At 65.6% G+C, this 19,914-nt stretch carries 20 protein-coding genes; 9 read left to right on the top strand and 11 right to left on the bottom strand.

Annotation, left to right across the window (positions count from 1 at the left end):
* Window positions 1-214 precede the first annotated feature (214 nt).
* From AC1RUR_RS29990 to dnaK, 8 genes are all read right to left on the bottom strand, one after another.
* On the bottom strand, window positions 215-838 hold the full coding sequence (locus AC1RUR_RS29990) for a 2,3-bisphosphoglycerate-dependent phosphoglycerate mutase (protein WP_492850737.1): 624 nt from the start codon (window positions 836-838) through the stop codon (window positions 215-217).
* A 27-nt stretch (window positions 839-865) separates the two neighbouring features.
* Complete coding sequence (gene dapB / locus AC1RUR_RS29985) at window positions 866-1,681, bottom strand: 4-hydroxy-tetrahydrodipicolinate reductase (protein WP_492850735.1); 816 nt, start codon at window positions 1,679-1,681, stop codon at window positions 866-868.
* A 248-nt stretch (window positions 1,682-1,929) separates the two neighbouring features.
* Window positions 1,930-2,241 carry a DUF1330 domain-containing protein gene (locus AC1RUR_RS29980; RefSeq protein ID WP_492850733.1) on the bottom strand — a complete coding sequence of 104 codons (312 nt, stop codon included), beginning with the start codon at window positions 2,239-2,241 and terminating at the stop codon, window positions 1,930-1,932.
* Between the two features lie 28 nt (window positions 2,242-2,269).
* The gene (gene pyrF, locus AC1RUR_RS29975; protein WP_492850731.1) at window positions 2,270-2,980 is read right to left on the bottom strand and encodes an orotidine-5'-phosphate decarboxylase; all 711 of its coding nucleotides are present in this window, start codon (window positions 2,978-2,980) and stop codon (window positions 2,270-2,272) included.
* A gap of 6 nt (window positions 2,981-2,986) precedes the next feature.
* Complete coding sequence (locus AC1RUR_RS29970) at window positions 2,987-3,565, bottom strand: NADPH-dependent FMN reductase (RefSeq protein ID WP_492850729.1); 579 nt, start codon at window positions 3,563-3,565, stop codon at window positions 2,987-2,989.
* 58 nt (window positions 3,566-3,623) lie between these two features.
* A complete protein-coding gene (locus tag AC1RUR_RS29965; RefSeq protein WP_492850727.1) occupies window positions 3,624-4,223 on the bottom strand; it encodes a class I SAM-dependent methyltransferase in 600 nt (199 codons plus the stop codon).
* An 88-nt stretch (window positions 4,224-4,311) separates the two neighbouring features.
* Complete coding sequence (dnaJ, locus tag AC1RUR_RS29960) at window positions 4,312-5,445, bottom strand: molecular chaperone DnaJ (RefSeq protein WP_492850725.1); 1,134 nt, start codon at window positions 5,443-5,445, stop codon at window positions 4,312-4,314.
* Between the two features lie 260 nt (window positions 5,446-5,705).
* Window positions 5,706-7,607 carry a molecular chaperone DnaK gene (gene dnaK / locus AC1RUR_RS29955; RefSeq protein ID WP_298242327.1) on the bottom strand — a complete coding sequence of 634 codons (1,902 nt, stop codon included), beginning with the start codon at window positions 7,605-7,607 and terminating at the stop codon, window positions 5,706-5,708.
* A gap of 395 nt (window positions 7,608-8,002) precedes the next feature.
* Here dnaK and AC1RUR_RS29950 point away from each other — a divergent pair, with 395 nt between their 5' ends.
* Complete coding sequence (locus tag AC1RUR_RS29950) at window positions 8,003-8,944, top strand: hypothetical protein (RefSeq protein WP_492850723.1); 942 nt, start codon at window positions 8,003-8,005, stop codon at window positions 8,942-8,944.
* Between the two features lie 259 nt (window positions 8,945-9,203).
* Window positions 9,204-9,926 (top strand): bifunctional nicotinamidase/pyrazinamidase, encoded by a 723-nt coding sequence (gene pncA, locus AC1RUR_RS29945; protein WP_492850721.1) that lies wholly within the window; start codon window positions 9,204-9,206, stop codon window positions 9,924-9,926.
* 148 nt (window positions 9,927-10,074) lie between these two features.
* Here the strand turns inward: pncA and grpE are convergent, their stop codons facing one another.
* A complete protein-coding gene (grpE, locus tag AC1RUR_RS29940; protein WP_492850719.1) occupies window positions 10,075-10,692 on the bottom strand; it encodes a nucleotide exchange factor GrpE in 618 nt (205 codons plus the stop codon).
* Between the two features lie 97 nt (window positions 10,693-10,789).
* Complete coding sequence (gene hrcA, locus AC1RUR_RS29935) at window positions 10,790-11,878, bottom strand: heat-inducible transcriptional repressor HrcA (RefSeq protein ID WP_492850717.1); 1,089 nt, start codon at window positions 11,876-11,878, stop codon at window positions 10,790-10,792.
* Between the two features lie 163 nt (window positions 11,879-12,041).
* Between hrcA and rph the strand changes: the two genes are divergently transcribed.
* Genes rph through hemW form a run of 3 tightly spaced genes read left to right on the top strand, consistent with a single transcriptional unit; the run spans window position 12,042 to window position 14,603 of the window.
* A complete protein-coding gene (gene rph / locus AC1RUR_RS29930) occupies window positions 12,042-12,755 on the top strand; it encodes a ribonuclease PH (protein WP_028148792.1) in 714 nt (237 codons plus the stop codon).
* Between the two features lie 11 nt (window positions 12,756-12,766).
* Window positions 12,767-13,402: an RdgB/HAM1 family non-canonical purine NTP pyrophosphatase gene (rdgB, locus tag AC1RUR_RS29925; protein ID WP_492850714.1), complete on the top strand. Its 636-nt coding sequence runs from the start codon at window positions 12,767-12,769 to the stop codon at window positions 13,400-13,402.
* Window positions 13,403-13,418: 16 nt separating this feature from the next.
* Window positions 13,419-14,603, top strand: coding sequence for a radical SAM family heme chaperone HemW (gene hemW, locus AC1RUR_RS29920; protein WP_492850759.1), 1,185 nt, complete (start codon window positions 13,419-13,421; stop codon window positions 14,601-14,603).
* A 149-nt stretch (window positions 14,604-14,752) separates the two neighbouring features.
* Here the strand turns inward: hemW and AC1RUR_RS29915 are convergent, their stop codons facing one another.
* On the bottom strand, window positions 14,753-15,982 hold the full coding sequence (locus AC1RUR_RS29915; RefSeq protein WP_492850712.1) for a penicillin-binding protein activator: 1,230 nt from the start codon (window positions 15,980-15,982) through the stop codon (window positions 14,753-14,755).
* 352 nt (window positions 15,983-16,334) lie between these two features.
* Here AC1RUR_RS29915 and rsmI point away from each other — a divergent pair, with 352 nt between their 5' ends.
* The 4 genes from rsmI (at window position 16,335) to cpaB (ending at window position 19,911) form a co-directional block, all read left to right on the top strand.
* Entirely contained in the window at window positions 16,335-17,285 is a 951-nt protein-coding gene (gene rsmI / locus AC1RUR_RS29910) for a 16S rRNA (cytidine(1402)-2'-O)-methyltransferase (RefSeq protein ID WP_492850710.1), read from the top strand.
* Window positions 17,272-17,670, top strand: coding sequence for a YraN family protein (locus AC1RUR_RS29905; RefSeq protein ID WP_492850708.1), 399 nt, complete (start codon window positions 17,272-17,274; stop codon window positions 17,668-17,670). Before rsmI ends, AC1RUR_RS29905 begins: the two co-directional genes overlap by 14 nt.
* 10 nt (window positions 17,671-17,680) lie before the next feature.
* The gene (gene gshB, locus AC1RUR_RS29900; RefSeq protein WP_492850706.1) at window positions 17,681-18,625 is read left to right on the top strand and encodes a glutathione synthase; all 945 of its coding nucleotides are present in this window, start codon (window positions 17,681-17,683) and stop codon (window positions 18,623-18,625) included.
* A gap of 473 nt (window positions 18,626-19,098) precedes the next feature.
* Window positions 19,099-19,911 carry a Flp pilus assembly protein CpaB gene (gene cpaB / locus AC1RUR_RS29895; protein ID WP_492850704.1) on the top strand — a complete coding sequence of 271 codons (813 nt, stop codon included), beginning with the start codon at window positions 19,099-19,101 and terminating at the stop codon, window positions 19,909-19,911.
* The last annotated feature ends 3 nt before the right edge of the window (window positions 19,912-19,914 follow it).

Genomic DNA, 19,914 nt, shown 5'->3' with positions numbered 1-19,914 from the left:
TTCTGGAACCCCTTACCCTCGACCCGAGTCAATCCGTCGCACCAGATATGTGCATGCCCTAGGGCGAAGGCCGGGACCCATAACCACAGGGAGAGGTTTGGCGAAGACTTGCAGTTATCCTGCCTTCGCTCGGGATTAATACCGCATGCCACCGATAGATCACGCGGTATGGGTCCCGGCCTTCGCCGGGACGACACCGAGATTTGGATTCGGCTTACGAGGCCAGATCCAGCTTCGAGGCCACCGTCGAATCCGCATTCAGCCGGTAGATGATCGGCACGCCGGTGGCAAGCTCGCGCTTCAGGATGCCTTCGGGCGAGAGCTTTTCCAGCACCATGATCAGCGCGCGCAGCGAATTGCCGTGGGCGGCGACCAGCGTGCGCTTGCCGTTGAGAACGCCGGGCAGAATCTCCTGCACGTAATAGGGCAAAGCGCGCGCCAGCGTGTCCTTCAGGCTTTCGCCGCCGGGCGGCGGCACGTCGTAGGAACGGCGCCAGATCAGCACCTGGTCCTCACCCCATTTCTTGCGGGCGTCGTCCTTGTTGAGGCCGGAGAGATCGCCATAGTCGCGCTCGTTCAGCGCGAGGTTCTTCTCCGTGGGCAGACCCTTCTGGCCGAGTTCGCCGAGGATGAGGTCGAGCGTGTGCTGCGCGCGGGTCAGCACCGAGGTGTAGGCGACGTCGAACACGAGGCCCTGCGCCTTCAGCTTGCGGCCGGCCTCCGTGGCTTCCTTGACGCCAAGCTCGGTAAGATCGGGATCCTTCCACCCCGTGAACAGGTTCTTCAGATTCCATTCGCTCTGGCCGTGGCGGACGAGCACGAGAAGACGTTCGCTCATTGACTGCTTTCCGTTGCTTTCATTCGTTCAGATATCGGCGAGGCCGAGCACGTCGGCCATGGAGTAGTGCCCCGGCTTCTTGCCGTGCGCCCACAGCGCGGCCTTCAGCGCGCCGTGCGCGAACAGCATGCGGTCCTCGGCCTGATGCGACAGCGTCAGGCGCTCGAACGGGCCGAGGAAGCTGACGCTGTGGTCGCCGGCCGCGGTGCCGCCGCGCAAGGAGGCAAAACCGATGTCGCCGGGCTTGCGCGCCCCGGTGATGCCGTCACGGCCACGATCCGCATGCTCCTCGAGCGAGATGCCGCGGCCGCTGGCCGCGGCCTGGCCCAGCATCAGCGCCGTGCCCGAGGGCGCATCGATCTTCATGCGGTGATGGGTTTCGACGATCTCGATGTCGAAGCTCGCATCGAGCGCCTTGGCGACGCGCTTGACCACCGCGGCAAGCAGATTGACGCCCAGGCTCATATTGCCCGATTGCACCACGACCGCGCGGTTGGTGACGCTCTTGATCACGGCGTTGTCGGAGCCCGACAACCCGGTGGTGCCGACGACATGCACGATGCCGCGCTCGGCGGCGATTGCGACGTTGGCGATGGTCGCGGCCGGCACGGTGAAATCGAGGATGCCGTCGGCCTCCTTCGACATCGCCCAGAGATCGGCCGAGAGCTTGATGCCGTTGGCCGGCAGCCCTGCGAGCACGCCGGCGTCCTTGCCGAGCAGCTCCGAGCCCGGCGCCTCCAGCGCGCCGGCCAGCACCGCGCCTTTGCTCTCGGCAATCGCCCGCGTCAGCGCCCGGCCCATCCGGCCGCCGGCTCCAGCAACAATCAAGCGCATGTCGGACATGGTGTGATCCTCTCAGGTGCGTTGTAGCGGGGGGAGGCAGTTCCGGCAACCGAGGGGGCGTAAGTCGCGCAGGCGTACTCTTACCCTCCCCTGGAGGGGGAGGGTCGATCGCGCGCAGCGCGAGCGGGGTGGGGTGACGGTCTCTCCGCAACCAACAGTGCCCGAGTGGAGAGATCACCCCACCCCGCTGCGCATTCCGCTTCGCTGCATGCCCAGCGACCCTCCCCCTCCAGGGGAGGGAGATCGCCTCAGCCGTCCGAGGGCTGCGGGCCGTCATAGCCCTCGATGATGATGAGGTCGGCGACCGAGTGCGGCTGGCGCACCTTGATGTTGGCCTGGTATTCCGGCGAGTTGTAGCAGGCGATCGCGGTCTCGTAGTCCGGGAATTCGATCACGACGTTGCGGGTGCGGCTGGCGCCTTCGACGGTGGTGAACTTGCCGCCGCGGACGACGAAGCGGCCGCCCCATTTCTTGAAGATCGCACCATTGGCGACGACATAGGGCTTGTAGCCCTCGTCATTGTTCACGTCGACGCGTCCAATCCAGTAGGCTTTTGCCATTGTTCTTCTCCCTTGTTGACTAAGTCGATCAGCCGAGTGCTTGCGCGATCTCGGCCTGGATGGCGTCAGCCGCGGCCCTGGGGTCGGCGGCTTCGAGCACCGGCCGCCCGACGACGAGATAATCGGCACCCGCGGCGATCGCGCGGCCCGGCGTCATGATGCGCTTCTGGTCGCCACTCGGCGTACCCGCCGGCCGGATGCCGGGCGTGACGAGACTCATCTGATGGCCGACGATCTTGCGCAAGGCGCCCACCTCCTCGGGCGAGGAGACGAGCCCGTCGACACCGAGCACCTGCGCCTGCTGCGCGCGTGCTTCGACCAGCTCGGAGACGCCGAGCCGGTAGCCGGCCGCGTGCAGGTCATCGTCATTGTAGGAGGTCAGCACGGTGACCGCGAGAATCTTCAGGCCCGATCCGCCGCGCCCTTCGACGGCTGCCTTCATGGTCTGCGGATAGGCGTGCACGGTGAGGAAGGTCGCGCCCAGCCTGGCCACGCTCTCCACACCGCGCGTCACGGTGTTGCCGATGTCGTGCATCTTGAGATCGGCGAACACCTTCTTGCCCTTGTCGGCGAGCTTGCCGATCAGCGGCAGGCCGCCGGCATAGGCCAGCTGATAGCCGATCTTGTAGAACGTGACGCTGTCGCCGAGCCTTGCGACCATCGCCTCCGCGGCATCAACGCTGGACAGATCGAGCGGAACGATCAGGCGGTCTTTCGGGGCGATCTCGGCTGGCGTCATGTCACCTCACATCATGCGTTGGGAAATGTCGATCAACTGCGCTACCAACTCCTTCAACGCGGCGACATCGCCCTCGTTCTTCAGCCTGTCCATATCGTCATAGGCCTGATCGGCAAAGGCGAGCGTGAGCTGACTGGCAATCACATTGGCGTGGCAGGAGGTCAGGATCAGCCGCAACGCCTGGAGCGCGCGGGCCGTGCCGAGCCGGCTCTGCGAGGCGCCGGCGAGCGCGAAGGGGCGGTTGCGAAACACCTCGCCGCGCGCCTCGTGCAGCTCGTGCACGCGGCTGACCCAGTCGATCGCGTTCTTCAGCAGCGGCGGCACCGAGGCATTGTATTCGGGCGAGACGATCAGCACGCCGTGATGCGCGCCGATCATGCGCTTGAGGTTGATTGCGTGCTTGGGCACGCCTGATTTGGCCTGGAGATCGCCGTCGTAGATCGGCAACGGAAAATCGGCGAGCGAGATGCGGGTGATGTCGACGCCCGCCTTGGCGAATTCATGGGCGGCGACCGCCGCCAGCTTCGCATTGTGCGAGCCGGTGCGCAGCGAGCCGGGAATGATCAGGATTCTGGGTGCGGACATCCGATCCAATGCGTTCGGCGAAACGAGCCCGCCGCGCAAAGAAAGGACGGCAGCGGAATTAGTCCTTGCGATACACCCAGACGCGGGCCGGCGGAAGGTTCATCCAGATCCGTTCCGAGGCCTCTGTGGACACGCCGGGCAGCGATTTCGGGATCGGCGGGATCACCGCATAGGTGAACTGGACGAAAGGTGCGCCGGGCGCAAGCGCCGTGAAAGCATCGCGAATGAGCCGCAGCCGCGTCAGCATCGGTTTTGTGACGAGCGGCAGGCCCGAGACGACCGCAGAGGCCGGCGCACTCAGCACGTTCCAGAGCGTGTCGCGCAGGCGATAGGCATCGCCCTGCACGACCTTGGCCTGCGGATAACGGTCGCGCAGCAGAGCGCAGAAGCCGGGATTGTATTCGACGAGAACGAGACGCTTCTGATCGACGCCGCGCTCGACCAGGGCCGACGTGATCGCACCGGTGCCGGGTCCGAGCTCGACCACCGGAGCGTCTGAATTGACGTCGACGTAATGAGCCATGGTCCGGGCCAGGAGCTTGCCCGACGGCATCACCGCGCCCATGTGGAGGGGCTTTTCGATCCACGATCTGAGAAAGCGCACCTCATCGTCGAGACGAGGCTTCTTCAACGCACGCGCGGACGATGGCAATGGCATGTCGGGACCGGACGGGACCGCGGGACCGCGGCGTGTCAGAAAATGGTCATAAAGACGTATAGGCCGAAACCGATACGGTCAAGACGGGTCAATTCGCCCGATTACCGAAGAAATCCTTGACCTTGGCGAAGAAACCCTCGGACTCCGGCTGGGTATTGCCGGAGGAGAGCTTTTCGAACTCGGCCAGCAATTCCTGCTGCTTTTTGGTGAGATTCTGCGGGGTTTCGACCACGACCTGAACGTACATGTCACCCGTCTGGCGCGAGCGCAGCACCGGCATGCCTTTTGATGCAATGCGGAATCGACGGTTGGACTGGGTCCCGGCTGGCACCTTCACCTTGGCCTTGCCCTTCTCGATGGTCGGCACCTCGAATTCGCCGCCAAGGGCGGCCGTCACCATCGAGATCGGCACCCGGCAATGCAGATCGGCGCCGTCGCGCTGGAAGAACTGGTGCTGGGCCAGCGACAGGAAGATGTAGAGGTCGCCGGGCGGACCGCCGCGAACACCGGCCTCGCCTTCACCGGCGAGCCTGATCCGTGTGCCGTCCTCGACTCCCGGGGGAATGTTGACCGACAGATTCCGCTCACGGGTCACCCGGCCCTGGCCCGAGCAGGACGGACAGGCGTCCTCGATCATCTGGCCGCGGCCCTGGCAGCCCGGGCAGGTCCGTTCCAGCGTGAAGAAGCCCTGCGACTGCCGCACGCGGCCGGCGCCGCCGCAGCTCGAGCAGGTCTTCGGCTTTGTGCCGGCCTTGGCGCCGATACCCGAGCAGGCCTCGCAGGTGACCGAGACCGGAATCTCGATCTGCGCGGTCTTGCCGCCAAAGGCTTCCTCGAGCGTGATTTCCATGTTGTAGCGCAGGTCGGCGCCGCGCTCGCGGCCGCCGCGGCCGCGCTGTCCGGCCATGCCGAACAGGTCTTCGAAAATGTCGGAGAAGGAGGAGGCGAAGCCCGCGCCGAAACCGGCGCCGCCGCCAGGACCGCCCTGCTCGAAGGCCGCATGACCGAAGCGGTCATAGGCGGCGCGCTTGTCCTTGTCCTTGAGGACCTCGTAGGCCTCGTTGATTTCCTTGAACTTGACTTCGCTGGTGTCGTCCCCGGGATTGCGGTCGGGGTGAAATTTCATCGCAAGCTTGCGAAAGGACGATTTCAATGCGGAATCGTCAGCGGTGCGTTCGACTTCGAGGGTTTCGTAATAGCAGCGCTTGGTGGACGTGGACATGTTCAACTCGGTCTATCCAATCGCGATTCAAGTCGGAGCGAAACAACGCCGCCACGCGACGATATAGGCACCCCTCCGCCTTGCGGCAGAGGGCAGCGCGGCGTGGTTCAGGATAACGGCTGGAAATTGATCGATCGTAACGGGGGCGATCGTAACAGAACCTTGCCCCGCCCGGCCCGGCACGAAGGCCTCCCCCGCGAAGGGGGAGGCCGAAGAAGCGTGTGGGGTCCAAGCCGTCCGCATCATCACCCTCTTGGGGATCAGGCGGACTTCTTGTTGTTCTTGTCGTCGTCGACCTCGGTGAACTCCGCGTCGACAACGTCGTCCTTGGCCGCATCCTTCTTGGCGTCGGCCTCGGCCTGCTGCTTGTACATGGCCTCGCCGAGCTTCATCGAAGCCTGCGCCAGCGTCTGGGTCTTGGCCTTGATCGCCTCGGCATCGTCGCCCTTCAGCGCTTCCTTGAGGTCGCTGACGGCATCCTCGATGGCGCGGCGCTCGGTCTCGGCAACCTTCGAACCGTGTTCGGCCAGGGCCTTCTCGGTCGAATGCACCAGACCATCCGCCTCGTTCTTGGCGGTGACGGCCTCGCGGCGCTTCTTGTCAGCCTCGGCGTTGGCCTCGGCGTCCTTCACCATCTTCTCGATGTCGGCTTCCGACAGGCCGCCGGAGGCCTGGATGCGGATCTGCTGCTCCTTGCCGGTGGCCTTGTCCTTGGCCGAGACGTTGACGATGCCGTTGGCGTCGATGTCGAAGGTCACCTCGATCTGCGGCATGCCGCGCGGGGCCGGCGGAATGCCCATCAGGTCGAACTGGCCGAGCATCTTGTTGTCGGCCGCCATTTCACGCTCGCCCTGGAAGACGCGGATGGTGACCGCGTTCTGGTTGTCCTCGGCGGTCGAGAACACCTGGCTCTTCTTGGTCGGGATCGTGGTGTTGCGGTCGATGATACGGGTGAACACGCCGCCCAGCGTCTCGATGCCCAGCGACAGCGGGGTCACGTCGAGCAGCAGCACGTCCTTGACGTCGCCCTGGAGCACACCGGCCTGGATCGCGGCGCCGATCGCCACGACTTCGTCCGGGTTGACGCCCTTGTGCGGCTCCTTGCCGAACAGCTGCTTCACGACTTCCTGGACCTTCGGCATGCGCGACATGCCGCCGACCAGCACCACTTCGCCGATCTCACCGGCGGTGACGCCGGCGTCCTTCAGCGCCTTGCGGCAGGGCTCGACGGTCTTCTGGACGAGGTCGTCGACCAGCGCTTCGAACTTGGCGCGGGTGAGCTTCATCGTCAGATGCTTCGGGCCGGTCTGGTCCGCGGTGATGAAGGGCAGGTTGATTTCGGTCTGCGTCGTCGACGACAGCTCGATCTTGGCCTTTTCAGCGGCTTCCTTCAGGCGCTGCAACGCGAGCTTGTCGTTGCGCAGGTTGATGCCCTGCTCCTTCTGGAACTCGTCGGCCAGATAGCCCACGAGGCGCATGTCGAAGTCTTCGCCGCCGAGGAAGGTGTCGCCGTTGGTCGACTTCACCTCGAACACGCCGTCGCCGATTTCGAGAATGGAGATATCGAACGTGCCGCCGCCGAGATCGTACACGGCGATCGTGCCGGTCTTGGTCTTGTCCAGGCCATAGGCGAGCGCAGCCGCGGTCGGCTCGTTGATGATGCGGAGAACTTCAAGGCCCGCGATCTTGCCGGCGTCCTTGGTCGCCTGGCGCTGGGCGTCGTTGAAGTAGGCGGGAACGGTGATGACGGCCTGGTCGACCTTCTGGCCGAGATGGGCTTCCGCGGTCTCCTTCATCTTCTGCAAGATGAACGCCGAGACCTGCGAGGGCGAATAGGTCTGGCCGTCGGCCTCGACCCAGGCGTCGCCGTTGGAAGCCTTCACGATCTTGTAGGGAACGAGCTTCTTGTCCTTCTCGACCATCGGGTCGTCGTAGCGGCGGCCGATCAGGCGCTTCACTGCGAAGAAGGTACGCTCGGGATTGGTGACGGCCTGGCGCTTGGCCGGCTGGCCGACGAGGCGCTCACCGTCGTCAGTGACGGCGACGATCGAAGGCGTCGTGCGCATGCCCTCGGAATTCTCGATGACTTTGGCGTTTTTGCCATCCATTACGGCGACGCACGAATTCGTGGTGCCGAGGTCGATCCCAATGACCTTTCCCATGGTCCTGATATCCTTCTTTTTGCGGCAGGTTGGTTGGGCCCAGAAGGCACCCGAACCGAAACCCCCTAAGATCAAACATTCGCGATATTGCGATGGTTGACGCTCATATAGGAGGGTGGGAGGGGCCCGCAAGGACCGAAACTACGTTTCGGCCGTGAAAACATTGGGTTTTGGAAGATCATATCCGGGCTCAACCGCCCTTGCGGGTGAGGAATTATTAACAGGTTCGGGCTTCGGCAAGCTCCCGTTACCGCAATCCGCCCCTCCCTGTTGCGGCAAGGCCAAACCCGCTAAAAGGCGGACCGGCCGGAGCGCCGCACCAGGCTGCTTCGCGCGACAATGCGGCCCGGTGGCCGACCATCGAACGGCCTCAATGTGAACCAATCAGAGTGCCCATGAAGCTGATCCGCCCCCTCGCCGCGCTCGCCCTGCTCATTGCCTCCGGGCTTCCGGCCCTCGCCGCCGACGCCGTTTTCCCGCCCGGACTTCGCCTCGGCATGGTGCCGTTGGTCGGCCTCAGCACGGCCAAGACCTTCCCTGGCTTCGAGAGCGAGGACGGCAACGTCAAGGTGCTGATCACCGAGCTGCCGCCGGCGGCCTATGGCGAGGTCGTGAGCGCCTTCAATGCCACCCCCGGCGGCGCCAATGGCGTCAAGCAGGACAAGGTCGAGACCCCCGCGGGCCTTGCCTACTTCACCACCGAGAGCGGCAAGGCCGGCGATACCCCGGTGAAGCGCTATTCGATGATCGTGCCCGGCGCCGGCTTCTCCGGCTATGTCGCGGTGCAGATCCCGGAGAATGCGACCAAGATCTACACCGACGAGGCGGTGCGGCAGATGTTCGCGAGCGCCACCACCCGCAAGCAGGTCTCGGCCGAAGAGCAGATCGCGCTGATGCCGTTCAAGATCACCGATCTCGCCGACTTCAAGGACATCCGCACGCTGGCGCCGGGCTCCAGCATCATCCTGGCCGACGGCAACGAGAGCGCAGGCTATGAGTCGAAGCCGTTCATGATCCTCGGCCTGATCGGCGCCACCCCGCAATCCGCCGACGACCGCGCCCGCTTCGCCCAGGAGGCGGCGCTCCAGATCCCCGGCGTGCGCGAGTCGCGCGTCACCATGTCCGAGCCGATCCGCATCAACGGCCAGCAGGGCTTCGAGACCCGGATCGACGGCGTCAGCGGCAAGGACAAGACGCCGGTGACCGTGGTGCAGTGGATCCGCTTCTCGGGCGGCGGCGCCTCGCTGCGCATCATCGCCAGCGCCCCGCGCGACCAGTGGTCCACCGCCTTCACCCGCTTCCGCGCCGTGCGCGACGGGATTCAGCCGAAGGGCTAGGCGACGGCAGTCCAGCACACTCGGTGTCGTCCCGGCGGAGGCCGGGACCCATAATCACAGGGAGTGGTTGCAGTACGATCTGGTAACTCCGAGTCCTCGTTAAACTATTGCTGCGGCGTATGGGTCCGGGCCTTCGCCGGGACGACGACCTGAGCTAGCAGCCCATGCACTCACCAGAGCCGGCTGCATTTTCGGGCTTCTGTTCGTATACGAACGGAACTAGGCTTCGCCAGTTGGATCATCCTGGAGGGAGGCGGACATGCTGGATCGGCGACAAATTTTGGCGGCGCTGGGGACGACGGCGCTGGCGACCCTCGCGCCAACCGCGCTGTTTGCAGCCGCATCGATCAAGCCGGACGATGCGTCCGCGCTTCTGGTGATCGACGTGCAGAACTGCTTCCTGCCGGGCGGCAGCCTCGCGGTGAAGGAAGGCGAGCAGGTCGTTCCGGTCATCAACAAGATGGCGAAAGCGTTTGCGAACGTGGTGATGACGCAGGACTGGCACACGCCCGGCCACGTTTCGTTTGCGTCGGTCCACTCGGGCAAGAAGCCGTTCGAGACCGTCGACCTGCCCTACGGCAAGCAGGTGCTGTGGCCCGACCATTGCGTGCAGGGCACCGACGGCGCGGCGCTGTCCAAGGATCTTGCGATCCCGCACGCCGAGCTCATCATCCGCAAGGGTTTTCACAAGGACGTCGACAGCTATTCGGCCTTCCTCGAAGCCGACGGCAAGACCTCGACGGGCCTTGCCGGCTATCTGAAGGGCCGCAAGATCAAGCGCGTCTTCGTCGCTGGCCTCGCGACGGACTTCTGCGTCGCCTGGACTGCGCTCGACGCGCGCAAGGCGGGCTTTGAAGTCTATGTCGTGGAAGACGCTTGCCGCGGCATCGACAATCAGGGCTCGCTGGCAAAGGCCTGGGCCGATATGGCCAAGGCTGGCGTGAAGCGGATCCAGTCTGCGGATATCGCGGTGAGCGCGTAGTCGACGCGGAAAACTGTCAGACCCTCATCCTGAGGAGCGCGCTTCTTCGCGCGCGTCTCGAAGGATGAAGGCCGAGCTGTTACATCATGGCCCTCATGGTTCGAGACGCCGCGCAAGGGCGCGGCTCCTCACCATGAGGTCTGAGAGCCTAGTTCGCCGCGCTGTTCGGCTCGTTGGTGTTGGCCGCAGGCGCGGCCTTTGCACCGCCCTTGGCGACGCCAACCAGAGCCGGGCGCAGCACGCGCTCGCCGATGGTGTAGCCGGCCTGCATGACCTGCACGACGGTGCCGGCAGGCACTGACGGATCCGGCACCTCATACATCGCCTGCTGGAAGTTCGGATCGAACTTCTGGCCCTGCGGATCGAACTTCTTCACGCCGTGCTTTTCCAGTGCGTTGAGCAGCGAGCGCTCGGTGAGCTCGACGCCTTCGATCAGCGAGGTCAGGCCGGGATCGGCTGCGGCACGGGCCTCGGCGGGAACCGCATCGAGCGCGCGCTGCAGATTGTCGGCGATGTCGAGCACGTCGCGGGCAAAGCCGGTGATGCCATAGAGACGGGCGTCAGCGACCTCCTTGGTGGTGCGCTTGCGCAGATTCTCCATCTCGGCCAGCGTCCGCAGCATGCGGTCGCGCGCCTCGGCGGCTTCCTTCTGCAACGTCTCGACCGAGCCCGGCTCGGGATCGTCGGGCATGATGTAGGGCTTCGACACCACGGGCTCGCCGGTCGGCGCGCTCGTGTCTTCGGGTTGCCGGTCTCGATCGGTCATCGGCTCTCTTTTCGAATTCGTCGGAGGGATTTTTCTGGCCCGGATATCGTGCTTCGGGCGCCGAAAATCAAGCGCCCGTGATCGGCCCAAATGCCGGTCAGCCCCCCAGAAGGCGGCTGACGATGCGGGCGGCATAGTCCACGGTCGGGATCACACGGGCATAATTCAGCCGCGTCGGCCCGATCACGCCCAGGACGCCGACGATGTGGCCGGCGGCATCCCGATAGGGCGAGATGATGGTGGAGGACCCCGACAGCGAGAACAACTTGTTCTCGGAGCCGATGAAGATCCGCACGCCTTCCGCGGTCTCGGCCCGGCCGAGCAGGTCGATCACGCCGCGCTTGGTCTCGAGATCGTCGAACAGCAGGCGCACCCGCTCCAGATCCTCCAGCGCGTGCAGATCTTCCAGCAAATTGGCGTGGCCCCGGACGATGAGCTGGCGGTCCTCGTTCTCGCCGCCGGACCAGCTGGCGATCCCGGCCGAAATCACCTTCTGCGTCAGCTGATCGAGCTCGGCGCGGGCCTCCCCGAGCGCGGTCTCGAGCTCGAGCCGCGCCTCGGCCAGGGTCCGGCCGCGAATCCGCGAATTGAGGAAATTGCCGGCCTCGGTGATCGCGGAAGAGGGAACCCCGGGGGGCAGCGTCAGCACGCGATTCTCGACCTGGCCATCCTCGCCGACCAGGATCACCAGCGCCTTTTCCGGTTCCAGGCGGACGAATTCGATGTGTTTGAGCCGCGCATTGGATTTCGGCGTCAACACCACGGCGGCGGCGCGGGTCAGGCCCGACAGCCGCGTCAGCGCCTGGTCCAGCGCCGCCTCGACCGATTGCGCCTGGCCGACGGAGGTGAGCTGGCTCTGAATCGACTGCCGCTCGGCTTCATTGAGGTCGCCAACCTGCATCAGGGCATCGACGAAGAAGCGCAGGCCGAGTTCCGTCGGCAGCCGGCCGGCGGAGGTATGCGGGGCATAGATCAGGCCGAGCTGTTCCAGGTCGGCCATGACGTTGCGGACCGAGGCCGGCGACAGCGGCATCGCGATCAGGCGCGAGATATTGCGCGAGCCCACGGGCTCGCCGGTCGCGAGATAGCTTTCGACAATTTGACGAAAGATGTCGCGGGAACGCTCGTTGAGCTGGGCGAGGCCTGCGCGCGGCGCGATCAGATGGATCGGATCGTGATGGGCCACAGACGGCAACTCCTCTCAGGTGCTCATAATCTGTCCATCCGGGAGGCGACTGACAAGCGGGGTTTTGCACTTGGCTGGGGACCGAAAAGGCCTTGCCGCCCACCCTCACCCCACCTACAAGCACCGCGAATAGGCTTTTCCCGAGAGTTTTGGAGGATTTCCCATGCGGCCAAGCCGCCGTGCGCCCGACGAATTGCGCCCCGTGACGCTGGAGCGCGGCGTGGTCAAATATGCGGAAGGCTCGTGCCTGGTGAAATTCGGCGACACCCACGTGCTGGTCACCGCCACGCTGGAAGACCGCCTGCCGCCGTGGCTCAAGGGCCAGGGCCGCGGCTGGGTCACTGCCGAATACGGCATGCTACCGCGCGCGACCTCGGAACGCACCCGCCGCGAGGCCTCTGCCGGCAAGCAGAGCGGCCGCACCGTCGAGATCCAGCGCCTGATCGGCCGCAGCTTGCGCACCATCGTCGATCTCGAAGCGCTCGGTGAGCGCCAGATCACGGTCGATTGCGACGTGCTCCAGGCCGATGGCGGCACGCGCACGGCCTCGATCACCGGCGCCTGGGTCGCGCTCGCCGACTGCATCAACTGGATGAAGGCGCGCAACATGATCAAGGCCAAGGTGCTGCGCGACAACGTCGCCGCGATCTCCTGCGGCATCTACAACGGCACGCCCGTGCTCGATCTCGACTATGCCGAGGATTCGGAAGCCCAGACCGATGCCAATTTCGTCATGACGGGCGACGGCCGCATCATCGAGGTGCAGGGCACCGCGGAACGCGAGCCGTTCACGCAGGACGAGTTCCTTGCGCTGATGGCGCTGGCCCAGAAGGGCATTGCACGTCTCGTGGACTTGCAGAAACTGGCTGTCGCGTAGTCAATAGGCCCATGCACCGCCGAATCACCGGAAAGCTCGTCATCGCCACCCACAATCCCGGCAAGCTCGCCGAGATGAAGGAGCTTTTGGCGCCTTACGGCATCGAGGCGGTGTCGGCCGGCGAACTCGGCCTTCCCGAGCCTGATGAAACCGGCAACGATTTCCGCAGCAACGCCGCGATCAAGGCGATCGCGGCGGCGCAGGCGACCGGGCTGCCGTCCTTTGCCGATGATTCCGGCATCGTGGTCGACGCGCTCGACGGCGCGCCCGGCATTTTCTCCGCGCGCTGGGCCGGACCGAGCAAGGATTTCAATGCCGCGATGACGCGGATCGAACGGCTGTTGCAGGAACGCGGCGCGACCACGCCCGACAAGCGCAAGGCTCACTTCGTCTCCGCGCTCTGCGTCGCCTGGCCCGACGATCATCTCGAAGAGGTCGAGGCACGCGCCGACGGCACGCTGCTCTGGCCGCCGCGCGGCACCGCCGGTTTCGGCTACGACCCGATGTTCCTGCCCGACGGTCACAGCCGCACCTTCGGTGAGATGACCAGCATCGAGAAGCACGGCCTGCCGCCGCTCGGCCTTGGCCTGTCGCACCGCGCCCGTGCCTTCGTGAAACTGGCGGAGATCTGCCTTGAGCCGCGCTAGAGCGTTTTCGAGCGAAGTGGATACCGGTTCGCGCCAGGAAAACGCGTCAAAACAACAATCCGAAGCCTTCGGCGTCTACGTGCATTGGCCGTTCTGCCTGTCGAAGTGCCCCTATTGCGACTTCAACAGCCACGTCCGCCACGCCGCGATCGACGAAGCACGCTTCGCCTCCGCCTTCGCGCGCGAGATCGAAACGACCGCGCAGCGCGCGCCCGGCCGCGAGGTCACCTCGATCTTCCTCGGCGGCGGCACGCCGTCCCTGATGCAGCCGGCGACCGTCGGCGCGGTGCTCGATGCCATCGGCAAGCACTGGAAAGTCGCTGGCGACGTCGAGGTCACGCTGGAAGCAAACCCCACCAGCGTCGAGGCCACGCGCTTTGCCGGCTATCGCTCAGCCGGCGTCAACCGTGTCTCGCTCGGCGTGCAGGCGCTCGACGACGCCTCGCTGAAGGCGCTCGGCCGCATGCACAGTGCGCGCGAGGCGCTCGATGCCGTCGCCATCGCACGCCGCTCGTTCGATCGTTATTCGTTCGACCTGATCTACGCCCGCCCCGACCAGACGCCGGCGATGTGGGCCGACGAGTTGCGTCTCGCGATCGACGAAGCCGCCGAGCATCTGTCGCTCTATCAATTGACCATCGAGGAAGGCACGCCGTTCTTCGGCCTGCACCAGGCCGGCAAATTGAAGACGCCGGACGAGGCGGTCGCGCGCGCGCTCTACGACGTCACGCAGGAAACCTGCGACAAGCTCGGCCTGCCCGCCTACGAGATTTCAAATCACGCGCGGCGCGGTGCCGAGTGCCGGCACAATCTGGTCTACTGGCGCGGCGAGGAATATGCCGGCATCGGACCCGGCGCACACGGCCGGCTCGACATCGACGGCATCAGGCACGCCACCGCCACAGAGAAGCGTCCCGAAGCCTGGCTGATGCGGGTCGAGAGCAACGGCCACGGTGTCGTCACCGACGACCTCCTCAACAGTGAAGAACGCGCCGACGAATTCTTGCTAATGGGACTGCGTCTGGCCGAAGGCATCGACCCCGAGCGCTACAAAGCGCTCTCCGGCCGCCCGCTCGATCCCAAACGCATCGCGCTGCTGCGCGAGGAGGGTGCTATCACAGTCGATGCGACGGGACGCCTGCGCGTGACCAGCAGCGGATTCCCGGTGCTGGATGCGGTGGTTGCAGACCTCGCGGCGTAAATTTGAGCCAAATCGGCGATGCGCTCCCTCGCCCGCTTGCGGGAGAGGGTTGGGGAGAGGGTGTCTCCGCAACGGGACAACCCCCAGAGGACAGAACCCTCACCCGGCGCTACGCGCCGACCTCTCCCGCAAGCGGGAGAGGTGAACCATCAAGCCCCGAAACTCTTCGGCGAGCCCGCCACCGCAACACCGCCGCCGGTCGTCACCTTCATCACCGCGAGCCCGCGTTCATTGGTGCCGTCGGCGCGGAAGCGGAACAGGCCGTCGATGCCGGCGAAGCCAGAGGGGTTGGTGAGCACGTCGGACGAGAAGCGCGTGGTGCCTTGCGTACGCGCGAGCGCGGCGACGAGGGCGACCGCGTCATAGGCGAGCGTCGCGGTGCGGATCGGCTCGGCGCCGTATTTGGTGCGGTAGCGGCCGGAAAACGCGCGAAAACCGGCCGGATCCGGCGCGGCGTAGAGACCGCCTTGCAAGCTTGAGTTCGCGTAGACGCGCGGATTGTCCCACAGACCGGTGCCGAGCAATTGGATGTTGCGCAGGTTCGCGCCCGCGGCGGTCATCGCATCTGCCACCGTGACCACGGCATCACCGTCATCGGCGATGAACAGCGCATCCGCGCCGCCGAGCTGCTGCGCCACGGTGCGCGCCGGCGTGGCGCGATCGGCGCCATATTTCTCGAACGCGACGATGCGCCCGCCGCGCCGCGGTACCGCCGCCTTCACCGCGGCTTCGACCACGTTGCCATAAGCGTTGTCGGGCACGAGCACGGCGACGGAGCGCTTTCCGATGCTGGCGGAATATTCGACGATGCGGTTGACGTCGGACTCCGGCAGGAAAGAAAGCAGATAGACGCCGCGACCGGCGATGCTGGAATCGGTCGAGAACGCGATCACCGAGATGCCGCGCGTGCGCGCGACCTGCGCCACGGCCGGCACCGACTGCGCGAACAGCGGCCCCAAAATGATCTCGGCGCCTTCGTCGACCGCCTGCTGCGCGCCGGCCTGCGCGCCTTGCGGGCTGCCATTGTCGTCCTTGATCAGGAGCTGGATGTTCGGGTTCTGGAATTCGGCCAGCGCCATTTCGGCGGCGTTGCGCATGGATTGCGCGGCAAGGCCGGCATTGCCGGCGGCCGAGAGCGGCAGGATCACGGCGACCTTCACCCCGCCGGTGCCGGCGGTGGTGGCCTGCTGCGGCGGGCCGGCCGGCTGGGCCGGGGGCGGGGAGCTGAAGAACGGGTTGGAGAACTGGCTGAGACTCTGCTGCACGCCGGCGCAGGCCGACAGCAAGGGCGCGCCGAGCAACAGGCCAAGCGCGCTCCGCCGGGTCGCCCCTGACAATCGGGGCCCCTGAACGGGAAACTTCGGATCACGCGGGCCCATGGCAGCTTCTCTTTTGACCGACGATCGCCAGCCGGTCACAACATTCTTTGCCGCGACACAAGCCGCGGATTCAGGCATATTGTCGGCAAATAGTTAACCAAAACAAAAGGATAATGACCGCCTAACACGACCGCACCTCGAGTCCCGGCCAGCTGTCCACCGTCCGCAACCCAGCATCAAGGCGGCGTTTCCGCCGCGAATATGGCGCTGACGCTGCATTCCCTCGGGAATGTGATGCCGGATGGATCACATTCCAGTCCTCTTCAGTCCTTGCCTGTCCCTTGGCCGAGCCGCGATCTTTTTCGGAGGACCGGTTCCCAGCCCCTGATATCATGCCTAAGTTCGGTTCATTATGCGCGCAAAGCCGGCCCCGATAAATACGCCTGAAGGCACAGACGCCGCCCCGCGCGGCTTCTCCATCGATGCCCAGCGTCTTGCAGCGCCGAAAGCGGCCGCGGGCCTCCATCTGGTCGCGACCCCCATCGGCAATCTCGGCGACATCACGCTGCGCGCGCTTCAGACGCTCGCCGGGGTCGATGTCATCGCCTGCGAGGACACCCGCATCACGCGGCGCCTGACCGAGCGCTACGACATCTCCGCGCAGCTCAAGCAATATCACGAGCACAACGCGGAAGCCGCGCGTCCAAAGATCCTGGAGCGGCTTTCGCAGGGCGGCTCGATCGCGCTGGTATCGGATGCCGGCACGCCGCTGATCTCGGACCCCGGCTACAAGCTGGTGCGCGAGGTCTGCGCGGCCGGATATGCCGTCTACGCGCTGCCCGGCCCCTCCTCGGTGCTGGCGGCGCTATCGGTCGCGGCGCTGCCGACCGACCGCTTCTTCTTCGAAGGCTTTTTGCCGTCGAAATCAGCCGCGCGAAAATCGCGCCTTGCCGAGCTTGCGCGCATCGATGCGACGCTGGTGATGTTCGAGTCCGGCAACCGCGTGCGGGACACGCTCGCCGAGCTCGCCGAGATCATGGGGACGCGCGAGGCCGCGATCTGCCGCGAGCTGACCAAGCTGCATGAAGAGATTTCGCGCGCGACGCTGAGCGACCTGGCGCGCGACGCTGAGGGGCTGGAGACGCGCGGCGAATTCGTGCTGGTGATCGCACCGCCTGCGGCGGATGCTGAAATGCTGACATCGGATGCGCTCGACGATCTGCTGCGCGCGCAGCTGGCCACGCACAGCGTCAAGGACGCCGTCGCCCATGCCGTCGCGCTGTCGGGCCGGCCGCGGCGCGAGGTCTATGCCCGCGCGCTCGAGCTCGCAAAAGATTTGCGGGGCGGCGATGGCGAAGACTGAGGGCGCGGAACCGAAAGTCGCCTCGCCCGAGCGCGTCGCCGCGTTCCGCACCGGCATCTCCGCCGAAAGCCGCGCCGCCGCCTATCTCATGGCCAAGGGCTATCGCATCCTCGCCAAACGCTATCGCACCCCGCATGGCGAGATCGACCTCGTGGCGCGCCGGCGCAATTTGATCGCCTTTGTCGAGGTCAAGGCCCGCCCCAGCCTTGATGAGGCTGCCTATGCCGTGACGCCGCGCCAGCAGCAGCGCATCATCAATGCCGCGCAAGGCTGGCTCGTAGCGCATCCCGAGCATGCCGAATTCGAATTGCGATTCGACGCCATGCTGATTGCGCCGCGCTCACTTCCACGCCATGTGTTGGCGGCATTCGACGCCTCGACCTGAAAGGCAGACCATGAAACTGAACGTCGCCGTCCAGATGGACCCCATCGCCCGCATCAACATCAAGGGCGATTCCACCTTCGCGCTGCTGCTGGAAGCGCAGAAGCGCGGCCATGGCCTGTCCTATTACACACCCGACAAGCTCTCGATGGTCGGCGAGGAGATCGTCGCGCCCGTCCAGCTCCTCACCGTGCGGGACGAGCCCGGCAACCATTTCACCCTCGGCGAGCCCAAGCGCGAGGCGCTGAACGGCTTCGACGTGGTGCTGCTGCGCCAGGACCCGCCGTTCGATCTCGCCTACATCACCTCGACGCACTTCCTGGAGCGGATCCATCCGAAGACGCTGGTCGTCAACGATCCGGCCTCGGTGCGCAACGCGCCGGAAAAGCTGTTCGTGATGAACTTTCCGCAGCTGATGCCGCCGACGCTGATCTCGCGCGACCCCGACGAGATCAACGCGTTCCGGGACAAGCACGGCGCCGTCGTGATGAAGCCGCTGCACGGCCATGGCGGCGCGGCGGTGTTCCGCGTGATGCCGCAGGACATGAATTTCGGCTCGCTGTTCGACATGTTCTCGGTCACCTTCAAGGAAGCCTGGGTGATCCAGCAGTTCATCCCCGAGGTGAGGCACGGCGACAAGCGCATCATCCTGGTCAATGGCGAGTTCGCCGGCGCGGTGAACCGCGTGCCCGCCGCCGACGACCTTCGCTCCAACATGGTGCGCGGCGGCGCCGCGCAGGAGACCGAGCTGACGCCCCGCGAGCGCGAGATCTGCGCCACCGTCGGCCCGGCGCTGCGCGAGCGCGGCCTGCTGTTCGTCGGCATCGACGTCATCAACGGCAACCTCACCGAGATCAACGTGACATCACCCACGGGCATCCGCGCCATCGCGCGGCTCGGCGGCCCAGATGTTGCGGCGAAGGTCTGGGATGTGATCGAGCAGAAGCGGGCGAAGTAAGCGTCCACGGTGGCCGCGTTCGTATCGTCCGCGATCTCTCCCCAACGTCGTCCCGGCGAAGGCCGGGACCCATAACCACAGGGAGAAGTTTGGCGAAGACTCGTCGTTGGTATTTCTACCTTCTACAATCGAGAGATCACGCGGTATGGGTCCCGGCCTTCGCCGGGACGACACTGATGGTGGGGCGCGTTGCTTCCGTCTCATCGCCTTGGCGACGCTGCGCCCCACGCATCACTAACCACCCATTCACCATGACGCGGCGCTTCGTGTCCGAACGTGTCTGCTGCCTTGCGTGAATCTACGGGGCCGCTGGCCGACTAGATAACGCCACGTTCACCATCTGCCCAGAACGAGCATCGTCACCGGCCATCACACTCGGCCTCGCAACACCCCTTATACTTTTACTCCCTACTCATCGACACGGGGGAACCCGCCACGTGCGGTTCGCGTGCCCCGCGTAAGAGTAGAGGCGTATGAATACCGCACGGATTGTCGTTCTCGTCATCGCGCTCGGCGCCGGCGGCGTCGCTGCGTATCTGGCGAGCGGCTACGACAACAAACCCGCGCCCGTCCTTCCCGTCGCCGAGAAGCTGCCGACGGTCGAGGTTCTCGTCGCGAAGAACGACATTCAGCTCGGCCAGGCCGTGAAGCCCGACGACCTGCAATGGCAGTCATGGCCGGCAGCCACCGCCAGCAGCGCCTTCATCCGCCGCGACAGCCGGCCCGAGGCGCAGACCCAGATCGCCGGCTCGATCGCACGCGTGCCGTTGATGCAGGGCGAGCCGATCCGCGAGCAGAAGCTGGTCAGAGCCGAGGGCTCCGGCTTCATGGCCGCGATCCTGCCATCGGGCATGCGGGCCGTTTCCACCGAGATTTCAGCCGAGACCGGCGCCGGCGGCTTCATCCTGCCGAACGACCGCGTCGACATCATCCTGACGCGCCGCCTGAAGAATCCCGACGCCAGCGGCGCGACCGGCGGCAACGACCTCATCCTGTCCGAGGTCCTCCTGAGCAACATCCGCGTGCTCGCGATCGACCAGGCCCCGAAGGAAAAGGACGGCCAGAACGCCGTGCTCGGCAAGACCGTGACGCTCGAGCTCAAGCCGGACCAGGTCGCAGCGCTCGCCGCAGCGCGCCAGGGCGGCACGCTCCAGCTTGCGCTGCGGAGCATCGTCGATGCCAACGCAACCGAGCTCACGGCCGAGGACCAGGCGATCAAGCATTCCGGCGGGGTGAATGTGATCCGCTACGGGGTGCAGGCACGGCAACTGACGTCACAGAAGTGATGG

This window comes from Bradyrhizobium sp. GW821-FHT12B03 (assembly GCF_058807535.1).
This window is presented reverse-complemented; position numbering and strand designations above follow the sequence as displayed.